Below are 25,218 nucleotides of genomic sequence, written 5' to 3'. Positions count from 1 at the left end.
TGCCTTCGACCTTCTGCTTTCTGCGATTTACTGTCGGATGAGTTCCAAATTATCTCAAAATATTCGATCGCTGTTTTCTGTCCTAACTCGCCTGGATTTGAGTTGTCAAGGTGGGCGGGTATGGGTTTTACCTGCTGTATTGGCGGGCGCAACAGTAACGCTACTGAATCTGGGAGTGCGTCGGTTGGGAGGGTTCCAAAGCTGGGAATTAGGCAGTTTTGACTCTTTAGTGCGCTTGCAGCCATCGAAGGGCACAGATCCTAGACTGTTGGTAGTGGGTATTTCGGAGGCGGATATTCAAGCCTTGGGCAGATTTCCGATTACCGATCGAGCCATCGCTCAAACCTTGACAAAATTGCAAAAATATCATCCAAAGGCGATCGGTTTGGATTTGTACCGTGATTTGCCACAAGCACCGGGAAATCAGGAATTGTTGGCGCAATTGAAAACACCGAATGTGGTGGCGATCGACAAATTGAGCGATGGGGAAAGTCCGGGAGTATCTGCACCACGGGGGATACCACCAGAGCGAGTGGGCTTTAACGACTTTGTGCTCGATGCTGATGGTGTGGTGCGTCGCAATTTGATTTCTGTGTCGAAACCCGATCGAACGATCGCTTTCTCATTTTCTGTGCAACTAGCTTTGCTTTATCTCAAAGACAGGTTGCAACCAGAAGATAGCCCTGTTCATCCCAACCAAATCAACTGGGGTAAGGCACAATTCCAACCTTTAAAACCTAACAGTGGTGGCTATGCCAATATTGATACCAAAGGCTATCAAATTCTGCTCCAATATCATTCTGCTAACAACGTGGCACGACAGGTGAGTATCAGCCAGGTGTTGAAGGGAGAAATTGACCCCAGTTGGGTGAAAGACAAGATTGTGTTGATTGGGACGACAGCACCTAGTGCCAGAGATTTGTTTCTAACACCCTATAGCCCAGCGCTTCAGCAAAGTCCAAAAATGCCGGGGGTGCTGCTGCACGCTCAAATGCTGAGCCAATTGTTGAGTGCAGTGTTGGATGGGCGATCGCTTTTTTGGATGTGGCCATCTTGGGCAGAAATTTTGTGGAATGCTTCCTGGGCGGTGATCGGCGGGAGTATAGCTTGGCGGATTCAGCACCCTCTTCGGGCTGGATTGTTTGGGCTTGGGGTATTGATAGCACTGTTGGGGATGAGTTTTGGCATTTTTACAGTGGGTGGGTGGGTGCCTCTGGTGTCGCCGACTTTGGGTTTGGTGATGACTGGTGTGGGTGTCAGTGCTTATAAAAAGCTTTACGATGCTTTTCACGATTCGCTCACAGGTTTGCCTAACCGGGATTTGTTTGTGGAGTGTCTGGGGCGGGCGATCGGCAATACTAGAGGTCGCCACAGTTATTTGTTTGCGGTGCTGTTTTTGGATTTAGACCGGTTCAAGGTGATTAATGATTCTTTGGGTCATTTGGCGGGGGATGAACTGCTGATGTCGGTTGTGCTGCGGTTGAGAGCAAGTCTTTGCCATGGGGAGACTGTGGCGCGGGTGGGGGGTGATGATTTTGCGATTTTGGTGAGAAATACCGATGTTGATAGTGCGGTGAATTTGGCCGATCGCATTCACCAAGCTTTAATTGTACCTTTTGAGTTGAGAGGGCAAGAGGTATTTGTCACCGCTAGCATCGGGATTGCGGTGGGGGGGGAAGCCACAGCTACCGTTAGGGAACAGCCGGAACATTTGCTCAGGGATGCCCACACGGCGATGTATCGGGCGAAGGCTTTGGGGATGGGAAGGTATCAGTTGTTTAATGCTTCGATGCACGATTTGGCCCTGGAGAGGTTGCAGTTGGAGACGGATTTGCGGATGGCGCTCAAGCGTGGGGAGTTTTTGCTACACTACCAGCCGTTTGTGTGTTTGGCAACTGGGAGGATTATTGGGTTTGAGGCTTTGGTGCGTTGGCAGCATCCGGTGCGGGGTTTGGTGTCGCCGGTGAAGTTTATTCCGGTGGCTGAGGAGACGGGGGCTATTGTACCGCTTGGTGAGTGGGTGTTGGAGGAGGCTTGTCGTCAGTTGCGTCTGTGGGAGGGGATGTTTGATTTCGATCGACCTTTGATGATGAGTGTAAATTTGTCTGGGAAGCAGTTTGCTCAGCCGGATTTGGTGGCGCGAATTAAGGAGATTTTGGGAACCACGGGTTTGAGTGCCGAGAGTTTAAAGTTGGAGATTACTGAGAGTGTGGTGATGGATGATGTGGAGTCGGCGATCGCGGTTTTAAAGCATATGAAAGCCCTGAATGTCAAGTTAGGAATTGATGATTTTGGTACTGGTTATTCTTCTTTGAGTTATTTGAGTCGGTTTCCCACAGATACTTTGAAGGTTGATAAGTCGTTTGTGGGGCTGATGGAGATAGAAAGCGAGGGGGAGAATGTGGCGATCGTGCGGACGATTGTTACCCTCGCCCATGCTTTGGGTATGGATGTGATTGCTGAGGGTGTGGAGACGGCGGCACAATTGGCTAGGTTAAGGGCGATCGGCTGCGAGTACGGCCAAGGTTACTTTTTTGCGAAGCCTTTACCGAGTGAGGCGGCCACTGCTTTGATGGCTTCTCGGCCACAGTGGTAGTTATTGGTAATTGGTAATTGGTAATTGGTTATTAGTTATTGGTTATTTGTTATTGGTTATTGGTTATTTGTTAAGTAAGTCCACCTAATTAAATGCAATTAAGGCACTAGGGCGTGTTTTCAAACCCGGAGATCCCCCCCGACCCCCCTTAAAAAGGGGGGAGAAAGAAGCTCAAAGTCCCCCTTCTTAAGGGGGATGCGAGGGGGATCAGGATCTGATGGATCAGGCAAGAAAACACGCACTAGGGGCTCTCGCATTCGGGTGGAAAATCCTTGAGTAAAACCCATAAATTATCTGCCCGAATGCTTCGCCCTTAGCCCAAAGTTATGCCTTAACCACCTTGGCGGTTGCTATACCAGTCCACTGTCAACTGTCAACAGCTATAATGCCCGCGACATTAGCCGACTAATTTAGATTTGCGTTTCAGCAACACGCCAACCAAAAAAGCAGCGGAAGTTACGATACCAGCAATTTCTGAAGGTTCGGGAACAGCTTCAGCACCATCAATCCCCCGCATCTTAAAAGAGAATATATCCCGATTAGATTCTAATGTTGAGGTGTTGCAGAGTTTTGATGGGGTTTGTGGGGAGTTGTTGGGTTTGATCGAGGGTGATTTTTGAAGGCAGATCCCCCCTCATGTCCCCCCCTTCTTAAGGGGGGGACATGAGGGGAGGAGTTGAATGGGTGGCTGAATGCGATCGCGCCATCTTCCAGTAGACAAAAATGTTGAATAACAAAATTTGATAACTTTTGTTATTATGGGGGTAGTAGTTGACTCAAATAGGTGACTCAACATCATGAATATATCCTTAACTCCTGAACTAGAGCAGTTTGTTCAATCAACAGTCAAAAACGGTAGGTACTCATCAGCTTCTGAAGTCATTCTGGCTGGGTTACAATTGCTAAAAGAACTGGAAATTTTAGTTGTTTTGAATCCGGTTTCGTCTGACGGGAAGCAGACACCAAGCTATGATTTTTCTGATTTGGTAGGGCGATTAACTTGGCGGGGAGATGCAGTAACAATGCAGAGGAATCTACGGGATGAGTGGTAATCGCTATGTGTTGGATACGAAGGCGATTGTAGCTTTGCTGTCATAGGGAATATTCAACTGGTTGAATTGCTTAAAGATGCTGATTGGATCGGAGTTTCAGTAATTCAGCAAGTTTGGTGACGGCCGATCGAGAGTTTGGAAAGGTAACAAGTTTAACAGTAATTAATTGGTAGCGAGATCCCTTGGTTGAGAAAAAGGAATAAAGGGATCTCGCACTTTTTGACTTATTCCAAAAGGGCGATCGCGCTACACTGGAGATGGTGGAGGAAGCGAATCAATATTAGCGATCGCAAAATTCAGAAAGTATTCTGTCCGCGATATCAGTTGTTTGGCAATCGCCTTGCATAATCGTTAGTCAATCTTAGGCTTGCAATCGACAAAGGATAAAGCCTCTTCATCGAGATAGCCGGCGATCGCCATTTCAATTACTGCCCAAACTGGATAGTTCATTGTTTTAGCGCGCAGGGATAGTGCTTCACGAATGGTTTTGGGTAATCCTTCTAGAAAGATTTGCGCTAATTCCGGTGACAGATGTTCGGTGATAATAGGCTGAGTTTGCATAGAATTAGTCCCTCGCTGGAATTTTCACGTTATAGGGTGGGTTAACAGCTTGAATGATGAGGCTTTCTAATTCTGATGATAGCTGAATCCATTGAGTAAAATCTAGCTGGTAAAAGGCGATGCGATGTCTGTGGCTTTCAATCCTTCAATGAATGCCCAAAGTAAAGCTTTGTGGCCACCGCGAAAGCGATCGCCCTTTCCATATAGCCAAAAATAGGCAAAAAGCGATTCCCTACGGGATAGCTACGCTTCACGCCCTTTTTGACTTATTCCAAAAGGGCGATCGCTTATCTGCGCTTACAAGCAAGGCGATCCTGCTATAGTTGGCTAAAGTTCCTGATGTTTAGCCAGAGGAGGCAGAGGAATCTGGGCGATGAGCTGCTAATCTCAAAGATGTTATAATAAATAGGAGTTACGGATAACCTCAATTAGTATGTTTTTATAGGTAAATTAAATGAACGCTAAAGAATTACTACTTAAGGAAGTAGAGAATATTCCAGAATTTATATTAGAAGAAGTTTGGAATTTCCTGCAATTCCTCAAATCAAAATACAATAAAGATAAGTTAGAAGCAAGCCTGCTCAGTGAATCTTCTTTGGAAAAAGACTGGTTAAAGTTAGAAGAGGATGAAGCATGGCAGAATTTATAAAAGGTGATGTAGTAGTTGTTCCATTCCCATTTTCAGATTTAACACAAGCCAAGCGCCGACCGGCTCTAGTAATAGCAACTTTGGCAGGAGACGATCTAATTCTTTGTCAAATTACTAGCCAAAATATCACCGATCGCTATGCTATTACCCTTGACAGTAGTGATTTTAGCGAGGGCGGACTAAATCAAATTAGCAACATTAGACCTAATAGGTTGTTTACTGCCGATCGAGGAATTATACTTTATAAAGCCGGTCAGCTTAAAACTGAGAAGTTAAACGAGGCGATCGCTAAGATTGTTGAAATTATTCAGCAGTAATTCTCTATTTTCAAGCCTTCCCTCTGCTTAAAATGCTGTTTGACTAGATTGTGTTGTGCGATCGCCCTTTCCAGCCCAAAAGAGCGATCGCACGTTTTGACTAATTCCAAAAAGGCGATCGCCCTTTTTGACTTATTCCAAAAGGGCCAGATCCCTAGTGGTCAAGTGAACATGATGTGAGATAAACTAATCCTGAAACTATTCCCTAAAAATATCGCCCCTCCCCCCAAAATTTCAATGCACATCTTGTCCCCCCCTTCCTAAGGGGGGTTAGGGGGGATCATTCCAAGACTAAACAACCCAACCATCGACTTCAACCAACATCCAGTCCCCCCCTTAATAAGGAGCACCAGGAAAATCATGCCTTTATTAAAAGACTCAAACTTCCACCTACCATACAACCCAAAACTCATCCCCATCGCCAAACAACTGCGTAAAAATCCAACTCCATCCGAAAAAAAACTGTGGCAAAATTTTCTCAGAAATTTCCCTTTGCGAGTTCTGAGACAGCGCCCGATCGACAATTTTATCGTAGATTTTTATGGTGCGGCTTTACTGTTAGTAATTGAGATTGATGGGGAGACTCATTTTACGGAACAAGGGAAACTATATGATGCAGAAAGAACCGGGATTTTAGAGGGTATGGATTGAAGGTTGTCAGGTTGACGAATGTTGATGTGTTGCAGAGTTTTGATGGGGTTTGTGGGGAGTTGTTGGGTTTGATCCCCCCTAACCCCCCTTAAGAAGGGGGGGACATGAGGGAGACGATCGCACGTTTTGACTAATTCTAAAAGGGCGATCGCTGTTCTTACCTCAGTACCTCAATTGCTTCTCTCAGAACTTGAGTTATTTCAGGTTTATCAGAAGCAATTACGTCATCTGGTAAGTGTTTGTGATAGGGGAAGTTAGGTAGATCGGGAAAATGAGGTGTGCTGTCATAGCGAAAAATAAGTTGATTTTGTTCATTCTGAAAGTGATAGCGGTAATCAAGAAATTCTAATTGATTATCTGTAACTACGATCGCCTCATTGATTTCTAGCAGGTATGTTTGATTAAAACGTAATCGAATTCGTAGATTAGCCCGTTTTGGGGTTAAAATTTCTTCCTCATAGCGTTCGACATAAACATTGCTGCATTGTTGAATGGCTTGCTCGACTCGATCGAGGTAATCAGATAAAATATTAGGCAGCATAATTCAGTCGTTGCGCTAGTTCCTGATGCAAAACCAGGTAATGTCGATAGTCATTTGCCCATTCTATAAATAGGGCATCATCCGATAATAATCCCTGGTTATATTGGTTGAAAAATTCTTCTGAGTCAATTTTTTGCTGCTTCTCATACAAGCTGAGTCGCTTGGCAACGGCAACTAAGGCATCTAAGGGTGATGTATATTGAATGGTCTGTTTACGCATGGGCTTCTTTCCTGTGCAATGGATTTATTTTGGTACTGATATTTGTATTGACATTTTAGCAAATCTATCTGTGTAATGGCATTTATTTGATGATTGATGAGAACAGAAAGGGCGATCGCACATTTCGACTAATTCCAAAAGGGAGCTCGCCCTAGTTGCCAAGTACACATGATTTGAGATAAACTAATCCTGAAACTATCCCCTAAATATCGCCCCATCACAGACAATTTCAATGAACATCCTGTCCCCCCCTTCTTAAGGGGGGTTAGGGGGGATCATTCCAAGACTAAACAACCCAACCCAAAATTTCCATTAACATCTTGTCCCCCCCTTCTTAAGGGGGGTTAGGGGGGATCATACCAGAATCATGCGAAAACTAAACGACTCCAACTTCCACCTACCATACAACCCAAAACTCATCCCCATCGCCAAACAACTGCGGAAAAATCCAACTCCATCAGAAAAAAAACTGTGGCAGAATTTTCTCAGAAATTTCCCTTTTAGAGTTCTGAGACAGCGCCCGATCGACAATTTTATCGTAGATTTTTATTGTGCGGCTTTACAGGTAGTAATTGAGATTGATGGGGAGAGTCATTTTACGGAACAAGGGAAACTATATGATGCAGAAAGAACCGGGATTTTACAGGGGTATGGATTGAAGGTTGTCAGGTTTACGAATGTTGAGGTGTTGCAGAGTTTTGAGGGGGTTTGTGGGGAGTTGTTGGGTTTGATTGAGGGTGATTTTTGAGGCCAGATCCCCCCTAACCCCCCTTAAGAAGGGGGGGACATGAGGGAGGAGAGTTGAATGGGTGGCTGGATGCGATCGCACTTTTTGACTAATTCCAAAGGGGCGATCGCCTTTGATTTCCGCTTCCGAAATAAAGGGCGATGGCGAGATATTCAGTTTGTATTGCACTATTGCACCAGTGTATACTAGATTATAGGGGTGTTTTGAGCTAGCTTATGCCACGTCTAGATATCTACCATAATGTCGTTAAAGCTGCTCTCATTAAAGACGGCTGGACAATTACTCACGATCCTTTCACTATTAGATTTGAAGACTTGACTGTTTACGCGGATCTAGGAGCCGAAAAATTAATTGCCGCCGAGAGGAGTGAGCGAAAAATTGCTGTTGAGGTGAAGGTATTTATCAGTCCTTCCCCAGTGACCGATCTCGAACGAGCCGTTGGACAATACTATCTGTATTCTAGTTTTATGGCGCGGCTGGAGCCCGATCGTACTCTATACCTTGCCATTCCGAAACGCACTTATGAAAACTTTTTTCAGCGTCCGTCGATTCAGGAATTTGTTAAAGAACGACAATTCCCTTTGATTGTTTTCAATCCTGACTTAGAGGAGATTGTACTATGGAAAAATTGACTCAGTATCGATCGATCGCGCGAGAAGTAATCGACGAATATGCCCGATACAAACCTAGTTTAGGGCAGAGCGATATGTCGGCAGTTTACGATATCGATCGCGACCATTATTTGCTGGTTAGTTTTGGATGGAATGGCGATCGGCGAGTTTACAGCACTATCCTGCATCTGCGAGTTTTCGAGGGCAAACTCTGGATAGAACGAGATGAAACTGAGGAGGGGGTGACTCAGGATTTGCTGGATAGAGGGGTTTTTCAAAAAGATATTGTGCTGGCTTTTTACCATTATGAAGACCGGAAGTTGACTGATTTTGCAATTGCTTGAGGTAAAGGACGATCGCCCTTAGTTGAGAAACAGGAATTAAGGGCGATCGCACATTTGGACTTATTTCAAAAGGGCGATCGCAGGTTTGGCATCTGGTATAGATGAAGGGCGATCGCTCTTTCCTGCAAAAATATTCGTAACCAAAAGGGCGATCGCCCTTTTTGACTAATTCCAAAAGGGCCAGATCCCTAGTTGTCAAGTAAACATCTTTTGAGATCAACTAATCCTGAAACTATTCCCTAAAAATATCGCCCCTCCCCCCACAATTTTAATGAACATCCAGTCCCCCCCTTCTTAAGGGGGGCTAGGGGGGATCATTCCAAGACTAAGCAACTCAACCTAGAATTTCAACTAACATCCAGTCCCCCCCTTCTTAAGGGGGGTTAGGGGGGATCGTACCGCGATCATGCCAAAACTAAACGACTCAAACTTCCACCTACCATACAACCCAAAACTCATCCCCATCGCCAAACAACTGCGGAAAAATCCAACTCCATCCGAAAAAAAACTGTGGCAGAATTTTCTGAGAAATTTCCCTTTGCGAGTTCTGAGACAGCGCCCGATCGACAATTTTATCGTAGATTTTTATTGTGCGGCTTTACTGTTAGTAATTGAGATTGATGGCGAGAGTCATTTTACGGAACAAGGGAAACTATATGATGCAGAAAGAACCGGGATTTTACAGGGGTATGGATTGAAGGTTGTCAGGTTTACGAATGTTGAGGTGTTGCAGAGTTTTGAGGGGGTTTGTGGGGAGTTGTTGGGTTTGATCCCCCCTAACCCCCCTTAAGAAGGGGGGGACATGAGGGGAGGAGAGATTGGTCGCTAATTCCAAGCATCGCACTTTTCGACTTATTCCAAAAGGGGCCAGATCCCTAGTTGTCAAGTAAACATCATTTGAGATCAACTAATCCTGAAACTATTCCCTAAAAATATCGCCCCATCACCGACAATTTCAATGCACATCCAGTCCCCCCCTTCTTAAGGGGGGCTAGGGGGGATCAATCCAAGACTAAACAACCCAACCGACAATTTCAATGCACATCTTGTCCCCCCCTTCTTAAGGGGGGCTAGGGGGGATCAATCCAAGACTAAACGACCCAACCATAAACTTAAACCAACATCCAGTCCCCCCCTTCTTAAGGGGGGTTAGGGGGGATCAATCCAAGACTAAACAACTCAACCGACAATTTCAATGCACATCCAGTCCCCCCCTTCTTAAGGGGGGCTAGGGGGGATCAATCCAAGACTAAACAACCCAACCATAAACTTAAACCAACATCCAGTCCCCCCTTAATAAGGAGCACCTGGAAAATCATGCCTTTATTAAAAGACTCCAACTTCCACCTACCATACAACCCAAAACTCATCCCCATCGCCAAACAACTGCGAAAAAATCCAACTCCATCCGAAAAAAATTTGTGGCAGAATTTGCTCAGAAAATTCCCCTTTCGAGTTCTGAGACAGCGCCCCATCGACAATTTTATTGTAGACTTTTATTGTGCGGCTTTACTGTTAGTAATTGAGATTGATGGCGAGAGTCATTTTACGGAACAAGGGAAACTATATGATGCAGAAAGAACTGGGATTTTAGAGGGGTATGGATTGAAGGTTGTCAGGTTTACGAATGTTGAGGTGTTGCAGAGTTTTGAGGGGGTTTGTGGGGAGTTGTTGGGTTCGATTGAGGGTGATTTTTGAGGCCAGATCACCCTGGCGCCCCCCTTAAGAAGGGGGGGACATGAAGGGAGGGGAGTTGAATGGGTGGCTGGATGCGATCGAGCCGATCGCACTCAACTGGAGGCTAATAGTTGTATAATAGACAAGCTAGGCAAGCACAAAAAGTGAAAACCTATGTCACAGGCAATCCTCAACCAAATTGTCAATCAGCTTGAAATGCTGGAATTTTTCGAGTTACAAGAACTAGATCGCGCGATCGGGAAATATCTAGCCCAGAAACAGCAAGCCACTCAACAAAATCAAAAATTGGCTAAAAAAAAGCAATTATTTCGAGAATGGGATGACATTTCTGATGAAGAAGCTGCGGTACTAAAAGCTGAGTTTGCCACCGAGGATTTAGCTTTTGCAGAAGTCGCCTTAAGTGATTATCTGCCTCGACTTCAGCAACAGGATAAAATCTGATGCTAGGAGATATTTATTTGGCAGATTTGAATCCTTCTAGAGGGTCAGAACAAGCAGGAATTAGACCAGTCATTATTGTACAGCGAGATACATTAGACCGCTTTACTACAACAGTAGTAGTAATTCCGGTAACAAGTAATCTGCGGCGTGCTAAAATACCAGGGACAATTATTTTACCGACTGGTGAAGGTGGTTTAACACAGGATTCAGTGGCGCTTTGCTATCAAATAGTAGCGGTAGATAGAGAGCGATTAATCAAAAAATTGGGCACTCTTTCAGCAGATTATGTATCAAGATTACAGGTAGCATTGCAGTATACATTGCAAATGGATGAATTTGAGAATGTAGAATAATATAAAGAGCGATCGCACTTTTTGACTTATTCCAAAAGGGATCTCGCACTTTTGGCATCTGGTATAGATGAAGGGCGATCGCGCTTCCCTGCAAAAATATTCGTAACCAAAAGGGCGATCGGGCTGACATTGCCAAGCATGGCGATACGGCTGACGCTACGCTTCGCGCTTGACCTTTACATTGCCAAGCATGGATCTTGCATTTATCCATTCCCATTTATGCGGTATCAATGCTAAATTATAACTTGGAGAAATTCAGTTAATATTTATGCAAATGAAGTAAAAGCATATATGCCACGGAAAATTCGGGACTATAAAGCAGAATTGATTGCGTTGGGGTTCGCGCAGCGGCGGGGAAAGGGGAGCCATCAGAACTGGAAGCATCCACAACTACAACTATTGATTACCATTGCTTTCAAAGATGGCGAGGATACACCATTGTATTTGGATAAATTGTTAAAACAAGCGATTCAAGAGTTAGAAATAATAGCAGCAGAGGAGTCAGAGGAATGAATTACCCCTATAGTTTATTAATTCAATGGTCACAAGAGGATGGATTGTATTTGGTAACGCTGCCAGAGTTTGCTAAATTGGCAATGCAGCCCTCTACTTATGGCAAAACTTATGAAGAAGCGATCGCCAATGCTAAAGAAGCGATCGCCAGCTACCTTGAGTATTGCCAAGAAGAAGGTTTAGTACCTCCCAATCCCGCAATCGTGGCAGCTTAAATAAAAGTCGATCGCACTTTTTGACTTATTCCAAAAGGGCGATCGACAATTTTATCGTAGATTTTTATTGTGCGGCTTTACTGTTAGTAATTGAGATTGATGGGGAGAGTCATTTTACGGAAGAAGGGAAACTATATGATGCAGAAAGAACTGCGATTTTAGAGGGGTATGGATTGAAGGTTGTCAGGTTTACGAATGTTGAGGTGTTGCAGAGTTTTGATGGGTTTGTGGGGAGTTGTTGGGTTTGATTGAGGGTGATTTTTGAGGCCTGATCCCCCCTAACCCCCCTTAAGAAGGGGGGGACATGAAGGAGGATAGATTGTTCGCTAATTCCAAGCATCGCACTTTTTGACTTATTCCAAAAGGGCGATTCCCTACGGGATAGCTCCGCTTCACGACCTTGTAGTTTATCAAGGCTAAGCAGCCATCGGGCAAAGGCTCAGAGTTGAACAATCAACTTTAATTCTCGGTCGCAGTTCAACTTGAACTAAAGTTTTGAATTCTTCATTTTTGGGGGCAACTAAAAATTCTAATTTACCGTTAATATAATCATTAATTTCAATAAAGTTCACGAGTTCAAAACACATAATACCTACAGTAGCATCGGCTATCTTTAATTCAATTTGAACTGATTTTTGAATGATATTCATTCCAAATTTGAGGGTGACACCTAATGAATCTGTCACTTCATAACACCAATAGCCATCGGAGGGTTGGGAATCTTTTGGTTCTTCACAAAATAATTCTAGAAAAGCTAGTTCATCAAATCCATCATGTAAATTGATTTTTGCCATTTTCTTACCTAAGATATTGAGTTATTTTCCATAGATTATAGCACTGAGAAAGCGGCGAGTTCCATCGGGCAAGACTTCCCATGAACTTTGGACTTGGGCGAATTTTCCGGTTCTCCCTGGCAACAGTGAATCTCTAAGCTCTGTATCTATTGTAGCCTCTTCTCCTGTAGTGTGGTTTGTATAAATATTAATAAATCGCTCAACAATATTACTTTCTTCTTGGACTGCTTGTTCTAGATGAGTTTGAATAAATTGACGAGATTCTGAATCGTCATCAAATCCCAAGCGATTTAGTTGTTGTCTATTTTGTACCGCTCTTTTTGAGTTATGAGCGTCTGGCTTTATGTTGACATTGAATAAGTAATCGAGCTTGCGATCGTTAATGATGCAGGGTGTTTTTGCGTCGGTGGGTCGATCGGATTGTGTCAATGGCTGATTTTTAAAATATAGATTTTGGGAATTGTAGGATTATATCATTTTGGCAGTTTTTTCATCCTACAGCACGATCGCACTCACAGCCCCAAAAAGGCGATCGCACTTTTTGACTAATTCCAAAAGAGCGATCGCCCTTAGTTGAGAAAGAGAAAGAAAGGCCGATCGCGATTTGCTGTTGAGTTTTCGATGGAATGGCGATCGCCCCCTCTGGCAAGCATAATGTAGTTGCACCCTGGTCTACCAAAACGTTATCTAGCGTGATGGAACGTATTTGCTCAGTTGGAATGAATCCTCGTGCAGCAGCAGACTGGTATGCACGATTGGTAACGGTCAGTGTTGTTAAAACTTTACCCATTGATTTGTCGGAAGTTGCGTACATTGCGATCGAGCCTCCGAGTTACTGTATCTTAAATATGGCATATTTAACTGACCGCTTGGGGGTTCAGAAACCGGGTTTTTGCACAAGATATCGGTGTATAGGCAAAGGTTATCTAAAAAACCCGGTTTCTTTTGTTTGGGTAAAGGGCGATCGCGTGGAGCGAGAAACCGGGTTTTTGCATAAGATATCCGTTAAGAGGGAAAGGTTATTTAAAAACCCGGTTTCTTTTGTTTGGGCAAGATTCACAAGTTAGAAAGTGCAGCCTACTATTATTCAGGCATATTAACCTAAATAAGCAAAGTAGTTAAAAGGCTTACCTCCAAATCCATGCTTACCATCATCCCCATTTACATTCTTGTTTTTCCAGTTGTCCAACCCAGCTTGGGCAGTCCGAATATTTGAAGCAGAACTTCCCGGAATCACAATAGCAATGTGACCGCTACCACAAGCAACAACAGCTTGACCATTGTTAGCTTTAGCTGCTGCATCAGCAGCGCTTACTTTCTGCCACTTGCCCCCACCACCATTGTTGAAAAAGGTGTCGAGATCCTCTGCACTTTTAGGTTTCATAGGGGGGTTGTTGACATAGATTGGATGAGGTTTGTCATAGAATGAGGCACTAGCGTCATAGCGGGGAATTGGTACTCCCAAACAATCTAAAACGTCAGCAGCAAACCAGTTACAAAAAGTCAATCCGTTGCGTTTCTGGTAGTACCACTGATCGGGATTGACTTTATTCACTGCATCTGTGATACGTTGTCCATTGCCGATTGGAGTTGGAGTTGGTGTCGGTGTCGGTGTCACATTGCCTACTGATAAGTAAGCACCAGCAATGTAGGCTGTTTTGCCATTGACGATGACTTCATACCAGTCTGTACGACCGTTATCGTAAGAACTACCAGTCACCTTCTTCACCACTTGTACAGTAGTTCCGTTATTCAGTGTCGTAGTAGCAGCTTGGGCTGTAGATGCTGATGGACGGACATTTACATATCCGACTGGAGAACTAACTTTACCTGTCTGAGTCGGTGTTGGAGTTGGTGTTGGTGTTGGTGTTGGTGTCGGTGTCGCATTGCCTACTGATAAATAAGCACCAGCAATGTAGGCTGTTTTGCCATTGACTATGACTTCATACCAGTCTGTACGACCGTTATCGTAAGAACTACCAGTCACCTTCTTCACCACTTGTACAGTAGTTCCGTTATTCAGTGTCGTAGTAGCAGCTTGGGCCGTAGATGCTGATGGACGGACATTGACATATCCTACTGGAGAACTAACTTTACCTGTCTGATTTGACGCTAGTGTTACCGGAGTCCCTGTCCCAGTTTGAGAACTCACTGGCAGATAAACCGACCGTCCCACCTGTAACTGTTGCGCTTCTGCCGCAGTAAAAGTCCCACCAGTCGGAGTTTTCACAATCTCACCCCAGCGGTTAGCATTCCCCAGTTCGCGTTGTGCAATGCCTGACAAAGTATCACCAGAACGCACAATATACTGCCGTTGCTGGCCGGGCTTTGCCGGAGGCGCGTTATAGGAATTAGTGCGCGCATTTTCCAGTTGGACAAAAGACAATCCAGCATATTCCGCTGGAGTCAGAATTCGTTTCTTAATCCCACTACCTGTCGGCGAATTTGCCTCAGTAATCTGAACCCGTCCATCGGGATAAACCTCTTCCAAAAAGGCAACGTGACCCCATTGTCGAGTTCCTTTAGTATAAGGAGGCCAAACCACTAAACCCCGCGCTCCAGCAGTTGGTGTAGAAGTAACGGGCAAACCTACCTTCAAAGCGTCATTCTTCCACGCTTCAGCATTGCCCCGAAACAAAGCATTATTCTTGATAGCTGCGGGTAGCAAGCCAGTTTCCAGCATCCGCCCGTAAGCATACCAGGTGCATTGCCCCTGCCAGTTGTAAGCAAAGGGATTAACTGGGCCACTCCGATAATTCGGTGAGTTGGAGTTAATGGGAACATTGGGAATGGGTTGCGGTTGTGGCTGAGGTTGTGGCTGTGGTTGCGGTTGCGGTTGCGGTTGCGGTTGTGGTTGAGTGCTACTACTGCCTGGTAGATATACCACCTGACCGATTTGGATAGTCCGAGCTTCGGCATCAGTAAATGCACTGCCATCAGATTTTTTGATTTCCCGCCAACGATTGGCATCCCCCAGTTCCCGTAGAGCAATTGCAGAAAGAGTATCTCCAGCTTTTATAGTATATGGGCGACCCGAAGGCTGAGGTTGTGGTTGCGGTTGCGGTTGTGGCTGTGGTTGCGGTTGTGGCTGTGGTTGCGGTTGCGGTTGTGCCGGTGGCAATAGTGATGGACGGCTAGGCGGATAACCATCAATCCAAATACTGGGAACCCAGTAAGCTTTACCGTTGTACCAAGTCCGGTAATACAAAGCATCCTGTTTTCCGTTTGCTGGATCGATATTTACACTGCCCCAAGTCCAAGCGTCAAAGTTAAGCCAAGTGTTCTGGGGAAGAGAAACCGGGCTGCGATCATTAGAGTTCGGACTGTTCCGCAGATTCACCCCATCCGAAGGCCAAACACGCAACTTGAAGCTTTCTGTTGTCTGGCTGGCACGCTCTGTGGGCGTTACCTTCCCTTCACCACTCCAAGTATCAGGAACAATGGTAGCTGCCACATCATACTCTTGCGGTATTGTAGCTAGAGCCAAAGCTACAGCAGATTCCAAATTGAGCAATCCACCACCCGTTTCATTATCCCAATTAGGCTCCTTCAAATCAGTCGCCGTAGACTTGAGAATATCAATCACTTGTCGATAACTTAACTCAGGATTCGCCGCCCAAACTTGCGAAACAGCACCCGTTACCTTCGCAGTCGCCACCGAAGTCCCCGCCATCGCACCTACGCCATCGCCAGTAGTGGACAACACTGGATTTTCCACTGTCCCCCCGTCGGCCATGATATCCAATCCGCGACCGTAACTGGAATAGTCCGATCGATCGTAAGCTTTAGAAAGGGCAATTTCATCATTAATTCGTTCCGCCGCACCGACAGTAATAATGTTGTCAAATTCCTGCGAAGCTTGACCCAAAACAGACATCACACCGCCATCGTTACCAGCCGCAACTACCAGCAATACGTTATGCTGACGCGCATATTCGATCGCACTTCTTTCCTCCGGCGTAAATTCATAGCGAGTTGTAACGCTACCATCTGGATTGATTTGAGTTAAATCTAAACTCAGGTTGACAACAGCATTCGGTTGATTCGACTCGATCGCAGCATTAACAAATTCAACCAAAGATTCCGCCCACTGTCCAGAGCCGATCGCACGCCCCACCCACAAAGGCGCTTTATCGTTCACCCCATCAATACCCACACCATTGTTTTGAGTTGCGCCAATAATGCCTAAAATGTGCGTACCGTGTTCGCTACCTTCACCTGTCGCCAGTAAAGGGTTAGCATCATTAGAAACGCGATCGCGCCCTAAAATAATCCGTGAATAGTCAATATCAGGATTATTACCGCTGAAACCCGTATCAATTACACCAACTAACGGCTGATTTGCTACAGGAAACTCCAACTGTACTGGCTGAATAGGTTCGACTGGTTTAGGTGCGACTTGCACAACCATATCTTCCAGCCGCGAAATCAACGCCGCTGTATTATCCGAAATAGGAGTCGATCCAGTTTGCTCCCTCAACTTCTCAGTCATGGTTTCCAAACGAGCAATCAAACTGCGATCGATCGCATTTTCGGCAACAACATCAGCACCACCCAAATTACTCAAACGCTGTTTAATGCTATCCAATCGCGCAATCCAATCAGCATTGACATCATTCTTGTTTTGTGCTACTTCCTGCTTAACCGGTTCAGTCACCGCAGCAGTCGAAGTATCCTCAGTTGGTTTTGCAACAGTTGGAGAAATTGGCAATAACTCTTTTGGTGCAGCATCATTAACACCAGCAGTCTCAGTCTGAGTAACTATCTCCTTGTTCCGCAAGTCTACAGCAGTATTCGTACCTACAACTGGCATAATCTCCGCTGCTGTCGGCGGCACAACCGCTGGAGTTTCTTTACTCTCAACCGCCACTGTTGGCTGACTTTCCTTCACCGACTCTACAGGATTTGCGGCTACAACAACTTGAGGAGTTTCAGTTTTCTCTACCTCAGTTACTAAAGCCGGCTTTGTTTCTACCTTTGTCAGACTTTCCGCTGGCAAAACTGATGGCTTTGTTTCTACCTTTGTCAGACTTTCCGCTGGTAAAACTGACGGTTTTGTTTCTACCTTTGTCAGACTTTCCGCTGGCAAAACTGACGGCTTTGTTTCTACCTTAGCCTGACTTTCCGCTGGCAAAACTTCGGGTTTAGTCTCTACTTTTGTCAGACTTTCCGCTGGCAAAACTTCGGGTTTAGTCTCTACTTTTGTCAGACTTTCCGCTGGCAAAACTTCGGGTTTAGTCTCTACTTTTGTCAGACTTTCCGCTGGCAAAACTTCGGGTTTAGTCTCTACTTTTGTCAGACTTTCCGCTGGCAAAACTTCGGATTTAGTCTCTACTTTTGTCAGACTTTCCGCTGGCAAAACTTCGGATTTAGTCTCTACTTTTGTCAGACTTTCCGCTGGCAAAACTTCGGGTTTAGTCTCTACTTTTGTCAGACTTTCCGCTGGCAAAACTTCGGATTTAGTCTCTACTTTTGTCAGATTTTCCGCTGGCAAAACTTCCGGTTTTGTTTCTACTTTATTAGTTGGTATCGTTGCAGCAACTTCCGTCTCAGTAGTAGATTTAGCTGGCAAAGTTGGCATCGCTGGTGCTTCAGTAACTTTGTCTTTTACCTCAGTCGTCACCGCTGGAGTAGTAGGCTTGGCATCTACCTTGTCGGTAGTGTCAACCTGAGTCGAATTACCAGAATTATTCGCAATATTTTTGACTTTTTCCTCAGTCGTCACCGCTGGAGTAGTAGGCTTGGCATCTACCTTGTCGGTAGTATCAACCTGAGTCGAATTACCAGAATTATTCGCAATATTTTTGACTTTTTCCTCAGTCGTCACCGCTGGAGTAGTAGGCTTGGCATCTACCTTGTCCGTTGGTACAACCTTGGTTGCATCAGTAGTATTTGTGGTGGTATTTACTACAGGTACTGAAGTTTTTGGAGTCTCTTTATCAGAAGGAGATGGCTTCAGAATTTCCTTTTCCAAATCATCAAGCAAATCCGATACTTCAGCATCTACCTTTGGTTTGGGTTCCGGCGTAACATAAGGTTTAGCATAAGCAATAATTGCCTTGCCTAAATCTGTTTTCCGCCAATCTTTATCCGGGTTAATCGAAGTATCCAACAAAGCTGCTTTTGCCGTCGCACCCCGCACTTGGAAAATGATATCGTTGTAATCTTTATCACTCCCTGCATCTAACCGCATATCCTCCATCACAAAGGTATTGCCTTCTCCCGTGACATCCGCAATTTGACCAAAGTGAAATCCCGCCACAGGATTCGCCATTGCCATTGAAAACAAAGGACGTCGATCGCCCCCAACAGTCGGATTATCAAACACAGACTTTACACTACCATTGGGAACCAACATCACCCCATATTTACCCCCAGCAGTTACCGCAAAACTCTTGACTCCTAAGTAGGCTCCTTCATTAGCATTACTCTCTCCTAACACACCAGAAAACCGCGCACCTTCTGTAACATCATTAATCACTACATGACCTTTCACAGAGTTACTTAAAGAACGTGCAGCTACTTCTTTGATGAATGCTTCTGAACCTGGTTCAAATTTCTCTAATCCGTCCAAACTGAAAAAAGCTAACTCACCTTGGAACATCCCACCATCAAAGGTGTAGTCTACACGAATTTGACCACTTGTATCCGTAGTAAATACGCCCGATGTAAAGGGAGCAATTAACTTTTTATCCGTAGTTGGTTCAGGTTCTTTTTTGGTTTCAGTTGTTGCTATGGCAGTATTCGCAGTCTCTTTCTTTGTTTCTTCGCCGTTGCTGGTGGCAGTATTTGGTTTTTCCACTGGCTTGCTGGCATCGAGAGAGGCTACAACAGGTTTATCTTCTGTTAAAGGAGTGCCTGTTTTGGTTTCTTGAGTGGCAACTGTTTCGCCTGTAATTGGATCTTTTGTGACAGCAGTTGTTGCAGCAGCGGTTGTTGTTGCGGGGACAGTTGTTGCCGCAGTTGTTGTTTGAGAGGCGATCGCAACCGGTTTGTCAGTAGTTGTTGATGTTGTTGCAACCGCAGATTCTGTGGCTGGAGGAGTTGTGGCTGGTTTGTCAGTTGTTGTTTGAGAAGTGGTTGTAACTAATTTTTCGGTAGTTGTTGATGTGGTGGAAACCGCAGATTCTGTTACTGCGAGAGTAGTTGCAGGTTTGTCAGTTGTGGTTTGAGAAGTGGTTGTAACTGGTTTGTCGGTGGTTATTGATGTCGTTGTCGTTTGGGAAGTATTGGTGACTGGTTTGTCAGTTGTTGTTTGAGAAGTGGTTGTAACTAATTTGTCGGTAGTTGTTGATGTTTTTGTTGTTTCAGAGGCTGTGGGAACAGGTTTTTCGGTAGTTGTTGATGTGGTGGAAACCGCAGATTCTGTTACTGCGAGAGTAGTTGCAGGTTTGTCGGTTGTGGTTTGAGAAGTGGTTGTAACTGGTTTGTCGGTGGTTGTTGATGTCGTTGTCGTTTGGGAAGTATTTGTGACTGGTTTGTCAGTTGTTGTTTGAGAAGTGGTTGTAACTAATTTGTCGGTAGTTGTTGATTTTGTTGTTGTTTCAGATGCTGTGGGAACAGGTTTTTCGGTAGTTGTTGATGTTGTTGCAACCGCAGATTCTGTTACTGCGAGAGTGTTTGCAGGTTTGTCGGTTGTTGTTTGAGAAGTGGTTGTAACTGGTTTGTCGGTGGTTGTTGATGTCGTTGTCGTTTGGGAAGTATTTGTGACTGGTTTGTCAGTTGTTGTTTGAGAAGTGGTTGTAACTAATTTGTCGGTAGTTGTTGATTTTGTTGTTGTTTCAGATGCTGTGGGAACAGGTTTTTCGGTAGTTGTTGATGTTGTTGCAACCGCAGATTCTGTTACTGCGAGAGTAGTTGCAGGTTTGTCGGTTGTGGTTTGAGAAGTGGTTGTAACTGGTTTGTCGGTGGTTGTTGATGTTGTTGTTTGGGAAGTGGTTGTAACTGGTTTGTCGGTAGCTGCTGTTTCCGAAGTAGTTGCAACCGATTTTTCGGTAGTTGTTGATGCAGTGGCAACCGCAGATGTTGTGGCTGGATTAGTTGTGGCAGGTTTTTCGGTAGTTGCTACTTTGTCGGCTGGTGCGATCGCCTTTTCCTCAACCACACTTCCTGTGATGGTGTCTTTGGTGGCAGTTGCTTTTTCCGAAGTGCTGCCAACTGGTAAAATTGCGGTAGTGGAAGTAGATGCTGTCTCTAATTTTGCACCTGTGAGGGTATCGGTATTTGCTGTTTTGGGAGAGTTTACTTGTGCTAAATTCAGCGTGTATTTGATGTCGCCACTGATTTGCAAAACTCGGATGGTATATTCCCCTGCTGATAAGCCTTCTGCGCTAATTGTTTCGGCATTTTTTTCGCCGTTGGAAGAACTCTTGATGATTGCGCCGGCTTTATTTAGTAGGAATATGTCGGCATTCCCACTCAAATCGTTGAGGGAAAATTGAAAGCTTCCCGGACTGCTGATGTTAAATTTGTACAGGTTGTCGATATTTGTAGTGCCAACAGTACCTGTGTAGGTTTTGCTCCCAGTCAATGCCCCGATGTTAAGTTCAGCCATTTGTACCCCTGAAAAGTAGTTGCTTCAAAATGTCTTCAAATGTATATCTGGATCGACTTGAGCTTTTTATGCAGATTCTGGGGTATTGTTACATAACTTTATATTTGGGCTGCCCGATCGCCCTTCCCGTGCCATCTACATCAGTTAACAGAAGTGGTGATTTTGCGGAAAACTATTGTGGGGTGCGCATCTTGCTCGCCCAAATTTGTTATGTAAATGCCACAAATCTTAGTTGCGCTTGGGTTTTGCAGAAACAGACTTACGCATTTACCCGAAGAAACCGGGTTTTTGGCGGAGTCTGTACACTGCGATCGAGTATTCTCGAAAAAACCCCGGTGGTTGAGCGAAGCGGCGCACGCTCGTGTAGTCGAAGTGTCGAAACCCTGACCACTCGTGCGTCCAGGACTATAAAATTGAAAGTTGATCGGAGGTAAGTGCGATCGTACCAGAATTATTTGATGCAGTCGAATTGTTAGTCAAATTCCCTGAATCTAATTTACATATAGGTGTTAGAGGGGCAATTGTCGATTGTTATTCAGATGGAACTTACGAGGTAGAATTTAGCGATCGCTATGGCGAAGCTATAGCTTTGTGTGTGCTGTCGTCGGAACAATTTTTGGTAGTTTGGCAGACGTAAGAAAGGCGTTGGTTATCTGGAAGATAGCGAATTTTTGTCATAGCGATAGTTTTTTTACAGTTAAGTTATATTGTCAAGGGCAATAATTAGTATTTCATTCGGGTTAGGACTAAAATGAAATCTTAAAGTCTCCGTTGCGGAAAATATTTCAAACTTTAAGATAATATCTTGAGTTAAACTTGGTTCAATTATCATTGGATTATCAATAGCAAGTTGAAATTCATTTTTAGATTCATCTCTTATATAAAAGTGACTGCTGTTATTGTTAACTAAATAGCTAATATTTCTGTCATTGACAATACTAACACTCAAATTTATTATTCCACAGTTGTGCTAAACATGATTAACCGTGATACTAATATCGCTAATTTTCAGTGTTTCGTTAATAACTCCATAGGTTACAGGATTAAAATCTAAAAGCTTGATTACTAACTGATCGACAGTAGTATAAGGATTTAATTCATAAATTTTATGATCGCAAGCAGCTAAATTTTGCGCCATCTCCATCCGCAACCATGCTGAATTTTCAATAGCTGTTTGAGTCAGGTTTTTAAGTCTAGAATAAATTGAAATATCTGCTTTTTTAGAATAGGCTGTAAAATAACCGGCTTCTTCCAAATAATCAATAACATTCTGCGATTTAGGGAAATCGGTTCGATTTTGTTCGTAATGCAATAAAATCCAATGCTCAAAAGCAATACTTGAAAACGCTAGCTTAATACCGTGTTTCTGTGCATTGGAAAATGCTTGTTCGTGTTTGGTATAACCATCTTTATCAAAAACTGCCCAAACTTCATCATAATTATTTATTTCTTTTTTCGCGAGTTTGACCAGATTCATCGCATCTGTTTTAATAGATTCACCTTCTTTTTTTAAGGCTTTTATTTGGTCTTCTTCACTTGGATAAACTTTGACGGCATATTTTTCAAACACATCATCTTGTTGAGCAATCTCCTCAAAGTAAATTCGTTCTGTATTAGTTCCTTCACATACTATGTAGATGGACTGCTTTAACTTTTTTCGTTTGTTCTCTCTTTTTTTATTCATCGCCAAATATAAATTCAACTTCTTTAATATTAGGTTGACCGCCAAATTTACCTTGCATATACCATTGGTCAAAAGGTTCATCACCTTTTACCTTGTCAAAGTCTTGGGCAGAAAAGAGTTGTGTTTCACCATATTTATTTTTTTCGGTAAACCATATTTGGTCTTTTCTGAACAATTCTCGATCGAGTAAAGTAGTTTCATGGCTAGCAAAAATTAGTTGGGCATTGCGGGGATTAGTTAACGGATGGTGAAATAACTTAATTAAAAACTTACACAGTCTAGGATGTAAACTATTATCTAATTCATCAATAACTAGAATATGACCTCTATTTAATATCAATAACATTAGAACACCAAGGCCGTAAAGCGTAATAGTTCCGATTGATTCTTTTTGGAAAAAAGGAAAGTTAGCTTCTTCACCTTCTGACAAGCCATCTCGAGTTTTATGGACGGCAAACAATTCATACTTATTGTCACGCATAATAATTTTTTTAATTTCTTCTGGCACCCGATCGTCAAATTCAAAATCAACATTTTTTTCTTCTATTTTAACTTGCTCGATATGAGTATCGGCTATTCTGATGAGTTTATCTAACTTTATTTTTAGCTTTTCATCTTTTTGCAATTCTTGATTAACATGACGTACTAAATAACTCCTCATATGAGTATCATTTGCTGCAAAAAAAGCATAGGTTTTTAAGTATTGATAAATTTTTTGCATTTGTTCATGTTCTTCACGAGCCACTTTTGATAAATAAGGATATTTAGTTAATGCTTTGGTTGAAAACAATCGCTTATCTTGAAAATAAGCACCGCGCTTGACCTCGTTTTTTGTACGAATAAATAAGTTTGCTTGTCTTTTATTTGGATAAAAATCTAGCTGTTCGTGATGAACTTCTCGACTGTCAAAAGCAATTTGATACTCATACATAAATCCTTCAATAATAAAAGTAAGCTTGAAGATTGAAGGCTGGCTTAAGCACGACTTCTCTAACTCGAATGGTTCGTAATAAGGAATATTGTCATCAACATCAATATTGAGAGCGTGAATATAGGAGAGCAGTGTAGTCAAAGCCTTGAGAATATTTGACTTGCCAGAAGCATTTGCTCCATAGATCGCCGCCGAGTAAAGCAAGCGCAGTTTATTATCTTCGATCGGCACAAAAGTATTGTCATTCTTCCTGGTGGAAGAGTCGGCAATCATGCTTAATGTTTGCTCTTCTTTAATTGACCTAAAGTTACTGACTGAAAATTCAATTAACATAAAGTAACTCAACTTTTAATGCGATAGACTTAGCCAATATATGCAGATAAAATAGAGAGAGAAATACCTCATAATTATAACTCTTGACGGACGTTACAAGATATTATAGAGGTGTATGAATTTTTGTAAACCGACTAGGCTACTCAAAACGACGATCGCCAACCTTTGAGTGACTGTTGTCCATCTATATGTCACAATAAACAAGCAATTATTATATTTTGAGTTATCCTGTGAGTCCTACTGCCGAAGTCAGCAATAACCTGAATGCGGGTGCTCTGCCAACTGTTACCGCCCCCCGCCGCGCTGTTTTTCCCTTTACTGCCATTGTCGGCCAAGAGGAGATGAAACTAGCACTGCTGTTGAATGTCATCGATCCGAAAATTGGTGGGGTGATGATCATGGGCGATCGCGGTACTGGCAAATCTACCACAATCCGCGCCCTCGCGGACTTGCTGCCGGAAATTGAGGTGGTAGCAGACGATCCTTTTAATAGTCATCCCAGCGATCCAGATTTGATGAGTGACGAGGTGCGCGATTCCCTATGGGATAGCTCCGCTTCACGCACTTTATCTCAAACTGACATCAAAATCGCCCACAAAAAAGTCCAAATGGTAGATTTACCCTTGGGCGCGACCGAAGACCGAGTTTGCGGTACGATCGACATAGAAAAAGCTCTCTCCGAAGGAGTTAAAGCTTTTGAACCAGGTCTTTTAGCTAAAGCTAACCGTGGTATTCTTTACGTCGATGAAGTCAATTTGCTCGACGATCATTTAGTCGATGTTTTGCTTGACTCCGCCGCTAGCGGTTGGAATACTGTAGAAAGAGAAGGCATTTCGATTCGCCACCCAGCTAAGTTTATTCTAATTGGTTCCGGCAACCCAGAAGAAGGAGAATTGCGGCCCCAATTGCTCGATAGATTCGGGATGCACGCCGAAATTCGGACTGTCAAAGACCCGAATTTAAGAGTAGAAATTGTCGAACAGCGATCGAGTTTTGACCAAAATCCAGCGGAGTTTCTCTCTCAATATCAACACCAACAAGATGATATGCAACAGAAGTTGGTGGAAGCCCAAGAAAGGTTGAAGTCGGTAAAGCTCGATCGGGATTTGCGAGTAAAAATCTCCCAAGTTTGCGCCGAATTGGACGTAGACGGACTGCGAGGCGATTTGGTCACAAACCGCGCCGCCAAAGCTTTGACCGCCTTAGAATGCCGCACAGAGGTCACAGTGGACGATATTCGCCGGGTGATGACCCTGTGTTTGCGCCACCGATTGCGGAAAGATCCACTAGAATCAATTGATTCGGGTTCTAAAGTGACCAAAGTGTTCGATCGAGTATTCGGCCTAGAAACCAACTCATAATCAAGACTTCAGCCCTAAAATTAGAACAACATCTTAGTCCGCGAAGGCGGA

At 43.8% G+C, this 25,218-nt stretch carries 29 protein-coding genes; 19 read left to right on the top strand and 10 right to left on the bottom strand.

The features are described 5' to 3' along the window. The first annotated feature begins 37 nt into the window (after positions 1–37). On the top strand, positions 38–2,596 hold the full coding sequence (locus P2A85_RS09965) for an EAL domain-containing protein (protein ID WP_377479236.1): 2,559 nt from the start codon (positions 38–40) through the stop codon (positions 2,594–2,596). Between the two features lie 397 nt (positions 2,597–2,993). Here P2A85_RS09965 and P2A85_RS09960 read toward each other — a convergent pair whose 3' ends face one another. Continuing rightward, complete coding sequence (locus P2A85_RS09960) at positions 2,994–3,113, bottom strand: PEP-CTERM sorting domain-containing protein (RefSeq protein WP_377479233.1); 120 nt, start codon at positions 3,111–3,113, stop codon at positions 2,994–2,996. Positions 3,114–3,393: 280 nt separating this feature from the next. On the opposite strand from P2A85_RS09960, the gene P2A85_RS09955 reads away from it, so the two are divergent. After that, positions 3,394–3,648, top strand: coding sequence for a type II toxin-antitoxin system ParD family antitoxin (locus P2A85_RS09955; protein WP_377479230.1), 255 nt, complete (start codon positions 3,394–3,396; stop codon positions 3,646–3,648). A gap of 219 nt (positions 3,649–3,867) precedes the next feature. After that, positions 3,868–3,996 (top strand): hypothetical protein, encoded by a 129-nt coding sequence (locus P2A85_RS09950; protein WP_377479228.1) that lies wholly within the window; start codon positions 3,868–3,870, stop codon positions 3,994–3,996. A gap of 3 nt (positions 3,997–3,999) precedes the next feature. Here P2A85_RS09950 and P2A85_RS09945 read toward each other — a convergent pair whose 3' ends face one another. Continuing rightward, positions 4,000–4,209, bottom strand: coding sequence for a hypothetical protein (locus P2A85_RS09945; protein ID WP_293330773.1), 210 nt, complete (start codon positions 4,207–4,209; stop codon positions 4,000–4,002). A gap of 454 nt (positions 4,210–4,663) precedes the next feature. Between P2A85_RS09945 and P2A85_RS09940 the strand changes: the two genes are divergently transcribed. The 3 genes from P2A85_RS09940 (at position 4,664) to P2A85_RS09930 (ending at position 5,826) form a co-directional block, all read left to right on the top strand. Further along, a complete protein-coding gene (locus P2A85_RS09940) occupies positions 4,664–4,858 on the top strand; it encodes a hypothetical protein (protein WP_340526093.1) in 195 nt (64 codons plus the stop codon). Continuing rightward, the gene (locus tag P2A85_RS09935; protein WP_377479224.1) at positions 4,843–5,175 is read left to right on the top strand and encodes a type II toxin-antitoxin system PemK/MazF family toxin; all 333 of its coding nucleotides are present in this window, start codon (positions 4,843–4,845) and stop codon (positions 5,173–5,175) included. The genes P2A85_RS09940 and P2A85_RS09935 overlap by 16 nt, the downstream gene beginning before the upstream one ends. Positions 5,176–5,535: 360 nt before the next feature. Beyond that, positions 5,536–5,826: an endonuclease domain-containing protein gene (locus P2A85_RS09930; protein WP_377479221.1), complete on the top strand. Its 291-nt coding sequence runs from the start codon at positions 5,536–5,538 to the stop codon at positions 5,824–5,826. 157 nt (positions 5,827–5,983) lie between these two features. Here the strand turns inward: P2A85_RS09930 and tumE are convergent, their stop codons facing one another. Next, positions 5,984–6,367, bottom strand: coding sequence for a toxin TumE (tumE, locus tag P2A85_RS09925; RefSeq protein ID WP_377479218.1), 384 nt, complete (start codon positions 6,365–6,367; stop codon positions 5,984–5,986). After that, positions 6,357–6,587: an antitoxin TumA gene (gene tumA / locus P2A85_RS09920; RefSeq protein WP_193976723.1), complete on the bottom strand. Its 231-nt coding sequence runs from the start codon at positions 6,585–6,587 to the stop codon at positions 6,357–6,359. Before tumA ends, tumE begins: the two co-directional genes overlap by 11 nt. A 367-nt stretch (positions 6,588–6,954) precedes the next feature. On the opposite strand from tumA, the gene P2A85_RS09915 reads away from it, so the two are divergent. The 11 genes from P2A85_RS09915 to P2A85_RS09865 all read left to right on the top strand — a co-directional run bounded on the left by P2A85_RS09915 (position 6,955) and on the right by P2A85_RS09865 (position 11,758). Then, the gene (locus P2A85_RS09915; protein WP_377479215.1) at positions 6,955–7,335 is read left to right on the top strand and encodes an endonuclease domain-containing protein; all 381 of its coding nucleotides are present in this window, start codon (positions 6,955–6,957) and stop codon (positions 7,333–7,335) included. 57 nt (positions 7,336–7,392) lie between these two features. Further along, positions 7,393–7,524: a hypothetical protein gene (locus P2A85_RS09910; RefSeq protein ID WP_377479213.1), complete on the top strand. Its 132-nt coding sequence runs from the start codon at positions 7,393–7,395 to the stop codon at positions 7,522–7,524. 26 nt (positions 7,525–7,550) lie between these two features. Then, positions 7,551–7,967, top strand: coding sequence for an element excision factor XisH family protein (locus tag P2A85_RS09905; protein ID WP_377479210.1), 417 nt, complete (start codon positions 7,551–7,553; stop codon positions 7,965–7,967). Further along, complete coding sequence (locus P2A85_RS09900) at positions 7,955–8,290, top strand: XisI protein (RefSeq protein WP_377479207.1); 336 nt, start codon at positions 7,955–7,957, stop codon at positions 8,288–8,290. The genes P2A85_RS09905 and P2A85_RS09900 overlap by 13 nt, the downstream gene beginning before the upstream one ends. 406 nt (positions 8,291–8,696) lie before the next feature. After that, entirely contained in the window at positions 8,697–9,080 is a 384-nt protein-coding gene (locus P2A85_RS09895) for an endonuclease domain-containing protein (protein ID WP_377479204.1), read from the top strand. Between the two features lie 527 nt (positions 9,081–9,607). Continuing rightward, on the top strand, positions 9,608–9,988 hold the full coding sequence (locus P2A85_RS09890) for an endonuclease domain-containing protein (RefSeq protein WP_377479202.1): 381 nt from the start codon (positions 9,608–9,610) through the stop codon (positions 9,986–9,988). Positions 9,989–10,141: 153 nt separating this feature from the next. Next, a complete protein-coding gene (locus tag P2A85_RS09885; RefSeq protein WP_377479199.1) occupies positions 10,142–10,429 on the top strand; it encodes a hypothetical protein in 288 nt (95 codons plus the stop codon). Further along, entirely contained in the window at positions 10,429–10,782 is a 354-nt protein-coding gene (locus tag P2A85_RS09880) for a type II toxin-antitoxin system PemK/MazF family toxin (RefSeq protein WP_377479196.1), read from the top strand. The genes P2A85_RS09885 and P2A85_RS09880 overlap by 1 nt, the downstream gene beginning before the upstream one ends. Positions 10,783–11,073: 291 nt before the next feature. Further along, positions 11,074–11,295: a type II toxin-antitoxin system HicA family toxin gene (locus P2A85_RS09875; RefSeq protein WP_377479192.1), complete on the top strand. Its 222-nt coding sequence runs from the start codon at positions 11,074–11,076 to the stop codon at positions 11,293–11,295. Next, positions 11,292–11,510, top strand: coding sequence for a type II toxin-antitoxin system HicB family antitoxin (locus tag P2A85_RS09870; RefSeq protein WP_096829193.1), 219 nt, complete (start codon positions 11,292–11,294; stop codon positions 11,508–11,510). Before P2A85_RS09875 ends, P2A85_RS09870 begins: the two co-directional genes overlap by 4 nt. Positions 11,511–11,530: 20 nt before the next feature. Beyond that, positions 11,531–11,758 (top strand): endonuclease domain-containing protein, encoded by a 228-nt coding sequence (locus tag P2A85_RS09865; RefSeq protein WP_377479188.1) that lies wholly within the window; start codon positions 11,531–11,533, stop codon positions 11,756–11,758. A 168-nt stretch (positions 11,759–11,926) separates the two neighbouring features. On the opposite strand, the gene P2A85_RS09860 is transcribed toward P2A85_RS09865, so the two are convergent. The 4 genes from P2A85_RS09860 to P2A85_RS09845 form a co-directional block, all read right to left on the bottom strand. After that, positions 11,927–12,304 (bottom strand): hypothetical protein, encoded by a 378-nt coding sequence (locus tag P2A85_RS09860; RefSeq protein WP_333270974.1) that lies wholly within the window; start codon positions 12,302–12,304, stop codon positions 11,927–11,929. Positions 12,305–12,325: 21 nt separating this feature from the next. Continuing rightward, positions 12,326–12,733 (bottom strand): hypothetical protein, encoded by a 408-nt coding sequence (locus tag P2A85_RS09855; protein WP_373537907.1) that lies wholly within the window; start codon positions 12,731–12,733, stop codon positions 12,326–12,328. Between the two features lie 61 nt (positions 12,734–12,794). Beyond that, complete coding sequence (locus P2A85_RS09850) at positions 12,795–13,118, bottom strand: hypothetical protein (RefSeq protein ID WP_377479182.1); 324 nt, start codon at positions 13,116–13,118, stop codon at positions 12,795–12,797. 282 nt (positions 13,119–13,400) lie between these two features. Continuing rightward, positions 13,401–20,858, bottom strand: a complete 7,458-nt coding sequence (locus P2A85_RS09845) for a S8 family serine peptidase (protein ID WP_377479179.1) — start codon at positions 20,856–20,858, stop codon at positions 13,401–13,403. A gap of 439 nt (positions 20,859–21,297) precedes the next feature. Between P2A85_RS09845 and P2A85_RS09840 the strand changes: the two genes are divergently transcribed. Then, the gene (locus P2A85_RS09840) at positions 21,298–21,495 is read left to right on the top strand and encodes a DUF4926 domain-containing protein (protein WP_377481401.1); all 198 of its coding nucleotides are present in this window, start codon (positions 21,298–21,300) and stop codon (positions 21,493–21,495) included. Positions 21,496–21,828: 333 nt separating this feature from the next. Here P2A85_RS09840 and P2A85_RS09835 read toward each other — a convergent pair whose 3' ends face one another. Further along, positions 21,829–22,542: an RloB family protein gene (locus P2A85_RS09835; RefSeq protein ID WP_377479176.1), complete on the bottom strand. Its 714-nt coding sequence runs from the start codon at positions 22,540–22,542 to the stop codon at positions 21,829–21,831. Beyond that, positions 22,535–23,806: an ATP/GTP-binding protein gene (locus tag P2A85_RS09830; RefSeq protein ID WP_377479172.1), complete on the bottom strand. Its 1,272-nt coding sequence runs from the start codon at positions 23,804–23,806 to the stop codon at positions 22,535–22,537. The genes P2A85_RS09835 and P2A85_RS09830 overlap by 8 nt, the downstream gene beginning before the upstream one ends. A 230-nt stretch (positions 23,807–24,036) precedes the next feature. Between P2A85_RS09830 and bchI the strand changes: the two genes are divergently transcribed. Continuing rightward, positions 24,037–25,167 carry a magnesium chelatase ATPase subunit I gene (gene bchI / locus P2A85_RS09825; RefSeq protein WP_377479169.1) on the top strand — a complete coding sequence of 377 codons (1,131 nt, stop codon included), beginning with the start codon at positions 24,037–24,039 and terminating at the stop codon, positions 25,165–25,167. Positions 25,168–25,218 lie beyond the last annotated feature (51 nt).

It is taken from the genome of Microcoleus anatoxicus (assembly GCF_042465725.1).
GTDB classification, from domain to species: domain Bacteria; phylum Cyanobacteriota; class Cyanobacteriia; order Cyanobacteriales; family Microcoleaceae; genus Microcoleus; species Microcoleus anatoxicus.
This window is presented reverse-complemented; position numbering and strand designations above follow the sequence as displayed.